Annotated in this window: 6 protein-coding genes; 2 read left to right on the forward strand and 4 right to left on the reverse strand. The window is 61.6% G+C overall.

Translation table 11 applies throughout. The features are described 5' to 3' along the window. The 4 genes from PROAA_RS03645 to PROAA_RS03660 all read right to left on the reverse strand — a co-directional run. Window positions 1-393 (reverse strand): CBS domain-containing protein (locus PROAA_RS03645; RefSeq protein ID WP_186410032.1); only part of this gene is annotated, 393 nt, incomplete at its 3' end. A gap of 85 nt (window positions 394-478) precedes the next feature. Continuing rightward, window positions 479-865, reverse strand: a complete 387-nt coding sequence (locus PROAA_RS03650; protein ID WP_186410033.1) for a VOC family protein — start codon at window positions 863-865, stop codon at window positions 479-481. Between the two features lie 142 nt (window positions 866-1007). Further along, a complete protein-coding gene (gene speD, locus PROAA_RS03655) occupies window positions 1008-1385 on the reverse strand; it encodes an adenosylmethionine decarboxylase (RefSeq protein WP_186410034.1) in 378 nt (125 codons plus the stop codon). A gap of 26 nt (window positions 1386-1411) precedes the next feature. Further along, entirely contained in the window at window positions 1412-3070 is a 1659-nt protein-coding gene (locus PROAA_RS03660; RefSeq protein ID WP_186410035.1) for an NAD(P)-binding protein, read from the reverse strand. A gap of 159 nt (window positions 3071-3229) precedes the next feature. Between PROAA_RS03660 and PROAA_RS03665 the strand changes: the two genes are divergently transcribed. Further along, entirely contained in the window at window positions 3230-3481 is a 252-nt protein-coding gene (locus PROAA_RS03665; protein WP_186410036.1) for a type II toxin-antitoxin system Phd/YefM family antitoxin, read from the forward strand. Then, a complete protein-coding gene (locus PROAA_RS03670) occupies window positions 3478-3900 on the forward strand; it encodes a type II toxin-antitoxin system VapC family toxin (RefSeq protein ID WP_186410037.1) in 423 nt (140 codons plus the stop codon). The genes PROAA_RS03665 and PROAA_RS03670 overlap by 4 nt, the downstream gene beginning before the upstream one ends. Window positions 3901-4174: the final 274 nt, after the last annotated feature.

Consider the following 4174-nt stretch of genomic DNA (forward strand, 5'->3'; position numbering starts at 1 on the left):
CAGATTTCGTTCGCTGACGATGCCAACCAGGCGATAACTGTCATCGATAACCGGCGCCTGATGGATCTGGTGGTCGACCAGGGTGCGCCAGGCGTGCGTCACGTTGTCTCTGGAATTCACGATGATGAGTTTTCGCTGCATGATTTGCTGGGCGTGGTAAAGCGGGCCGCGCTCAAGGTTCTGCGGCATCATCGCCTGATATGCCTCCACGGCAGACCTGCTCAAGCCTTCTGTAGCGGCGACGCCAGTTTTCGGAGCAATGCCGGCCTCGACCTGATCGCCGACACGACGTGCCGGTGTGACCGGGTCGCGAGCCATGACCGGTGGCATTCGGCCGAGTTCTTCAAGTGTGCCTTGAAAGATGGGGCCACTTAGCCCGTAGATCGTAAACATGCCCGTGCTTTCTCGTGCGTTGACTCAGAACCCGGCAGGGAGGCCGTCCGTCCGGAGTGTGATCGGGTGCGCGGGCCTCGCGGGACTATTCGGGAACATGGCAGACGGCCTCGATGTTGTGGCCGTCCGGGTCAAGCACGAAGGCGCCGTAGTAGTTTGCATGGTAGTGGGGCCGCAAGCCCGGAGGGCCGTTATCGCGACCCCCGGCGGCAAGTGCAGCCGCATGGAACGCGTCGACCAGCTCGCAGCTTGAGACGCGAAATGCGACATGGACTGGTGGGGCATTGGGGGTGCCACTTTCAATCCAGAAGTCCGGCTTGGGAGGCACTCCGAAGCCCGCCGCATCGCCACGCCCTGTCTGTGCGGCGGATACTTCCATCAGCGCGGCGTATCCGAGCGGTGCAAGGGCTTTCGCGTAGAACAGTTTGCTGGTCTGGAAATTACTGACGGTGACTCCGGTATGGTCGATCATGACGGCGGCTCCCGTAGATTAAGCGTCCAGGATTTGACACGGCGGGTGAAGATATCCGCGACGGGCATCAGCACGAACTATAGCAGTGAAACGATGCGTCTCCATCGGCGCGTAACCGAATGGCCTGAGGCCGAAGCAAGCACTATTTCGGGCATGACCCGCGCACGATTTCCCGCTGCTCAACCCGTTCCGGAATGAAAGCGTCGATCAACCGCGCACAGGCCGAACGCGCGGCAACACTGTTGTCCTGACTGAAATTACAGACGTAGAGATCGAGCGTTACGGCGTTCAATTCAGGCCATGTGTGAACGGCGAGATGGGACTCGGCAAGAATTACCGCTCCGGTCGCTCCAGCCGGAGCCTTGGCGCTGCCGAACTGATGAAAAACCTGTCCGACGGGCGTCAGGCCCGGCGCCGCACAGATCGTCAAGCACAGTTCGCGCAGGGCATCAACGCTGCGCAGCAGGCGCGGCGCGCATTTGCAGTCGTGCAGTTCGGCGATGAGGTGTAGTCCGTTCATTCCGGCATTATCTTATTTACTCGCGCTCAGCGTAACGACGTCTGGAACGCTATGCCGAAACGGCGCAGCGTTCTTTCGGCCGCCAGCACGCCGCGATACTGCGCTTCCTCGAACAGCGAGAAGCCGCTCACGTCGGCATGGGCAAAACACAGACGCGGGTCATCGGCAGCAAAGAGCTGGCGCGCCTTGCCCCAAATCAGCCCTGGCAGCGGGCGCACCATGGCGTGTCCGTTGCGGAAGACATCAAGGCGCGTCGTCACCTGCCGAATGTCGGGGTGCGGCCGCTCCAACTCGGCCAGGATCTGCTCGGCCCAGACTTCGCGCGGAGTTTCGAGCAAGGCCGTCCGTCCGTGTTGTGGCGTCATGCCGTTCAATGCGCGGTAGTAGGTGAACACCGTGGCGCCGGGGCGCATCCGCATCTGCTGGTGTGTCGCCACCACATAGCCGAGGCCGGGGCTGTCGTAAAGCACGTTGTCCCAAGCGATGGGTACTCCCGCTCTACCCTCGGGAAAGCGCGAAAGCGTCAGGTTGGCGACCAGCCAGGGCGCATGGCTGTAGCTTCGGGCAGCGGCCTTCAATTCGTCGTGCCCGACAAAGACATGAGGCACCAGAAAGAGCGGCGCCGCCCAGATCAGTTGTTCCGCTTCCAGCCGCAGCGTGCGCTGTTCGGCGGGCAGCCACAGATCGACCTGCATGCCTCCTCCCGATTCCGCGACGCGGAATACCAGCGCACCGGTCAGCAGGCGATCGCCGGCGCGCGCGCGAATGCTCTGCGCCATGCCTTGCGCCAGCCAGCCATTGCCGCCCGGCGTGGTCAGCACGGTATCGCTCGCGGCGTCCTGCGCTTCGCCGTTGCGGCAGGCAAAGTAGTGGATGCCTGCCCAGGCCGAGGCTTCGGCATGGCTGGTTCCGTAATCGTCGCGGCAGGCATAGTCGACGTACCAGTGCAGTTGCGGCGAATCGAGCCCCTGCGCCAGCAACCAGTCGCGCATGCTGAGCCGGTCGAGCGCCAGCAGATCCGGCGCCTGACCGGAAAGCGCCATGGGCAAGGCAAATGCACGCTTGCCGCCATCGCGCCGCTGCTTGTAGCCGTCCATCAGCGCGAAGAAACGCCGGTACTGGTCCTTCTCGGCCGCGCTCACGCCGATGTGCGGCAAGATTCCTTCCTGCCACCAGCCGTTGCGGTACAACCTCTCCTGCGGCGTGGCGCAGAGGTAACGTTCGTCATAGCGTGGCCGGGCGGCACGCGGATCGCCTTGGAGAACACCAAGCTCGGCCAGCAATTCGCGAACTGCGGTCGCCTCCCGAGTCGGTAGCGGCAGGTAGTGTGCTGCCAGTGGGTAGGCGCTAACTTCATTGCGGCCGGAACGAGAATTTCCTCCCGCTTCGGCCTCCAGCTCGACCATCAAGAACTCGTTGAACCCCGCCTTGGCCAGTTTCCACCCGGCCGACAAACCGCCGATTCCTGCGCCGACGATGACGACCGGAATACGCCGCGTCTCGGAGGGCGGCGGAAAATCCGGCTTGCGCAGCCGGTGCCCGAGTTCCAGGGATGGGCCGAGCAGGTCGCCCGGCGGTAGCGGTGGCTTGGGCGGCTTGGCCGGGCTGCCGCATCCGGCAAGATTGGCCATCCCGGAAGCCAGCCCGGCGGCGGCCAGGCTGGCTAGAAAGTCACGGCGACGCATCGGTCAACAGCAGCCGAAAACTTGAGCAGTCATGGCTCCAAACCCCTTCAAAATTTCTCCTCTTGATCGAAATGATAGCTGCGATGAAGTCAGACTTGGCGAATCAGAGATCACCATGTTAGATTCTGACCATTCTGACCAGAATCATCGGAGCATATCATGCACGGCGAATGGCAACTGCAAGAAGCGAAGGGCAATTTCAGCGCCCTCATCAAACGGGCCGCGAGCGGCGACGCGCAAACGGTAACCGTCCATGGCAAGCCAACAGCAGTGGTTGTCTCGGCGGAAGAATACGTTCGGCTCACGCGCCGCCGCGGCAGACTTTCCAGTGCACTGCTGCGCCCCGACCTTGCCGCGGAAGACCTGAATATTTCCCGTAACCGCGATAGCGGACGAAGCGTCGAGCTATGAGCTGGTTGCTCGATACCTGCGCTATTTCCGAATACGCCAGGAAAACTCCTGCGCCAAACGTGATCGCCTGGCTGGATGAGCAGGACGAAACCAGTCTGTTCATCAGCGTCATCGCTCTGGGCGAGATCGAGAAAGGCATCCTCAAACTGAGCGCCAGCGAACCGCGCCGCAGCCAGAAACTCACCGCCTGGCTGGGCAAGGTGGAGCAACGCTTCGCCGGGCGCATCCTGCCGCTCGATACCGCCACCTTGCACGTGTGGGCGCAGTTGGCTGCAAGCGCCGAACTGGCGGGGCAGGCACTGCCGGTCATGGACGGCCTGATCATGGCGACTGCCCAGCGCCACGGCCTCACCGTGGTCACCCGCAACGTGCAGGATTTCGAGCGCTACCCGCAAATCTTGAATCCTTGGGCGCTGTAACCCTGCCGTGACCAGGATGGAATTTCGATCCTCATGTTTGACTTACACGCCATATTTCTTGGCGATCACTATTCTGGAACTTGCGCTCGAATTGAGCGCTGCAAAGAAGTGATATCAATTGACGAGGTGCTCTTATTGAATCAAACCGGCTGTCGCTGTTCGACCCATTCCGGCCTTTCAAGGCCGGGTTGGTTCAATGGCAGGTATGTGACGATTCTGTTGAAAAACTCGCCACGATTCATCGCGTGCGATACAATATGCGTATAGCATTTGT

Origin of the sequence: Candidatus Propionivibrio aalborgensis, assembly GCF_900089945.1 — a bacterium.
Taxonomy (GTDB): Bacteria; Pseudomonadota; Gammaproteobacteria; order Burkholderiales; family Rhodocyclaceae; genus Propionivibrio; species Propionivibrio aalborgensis.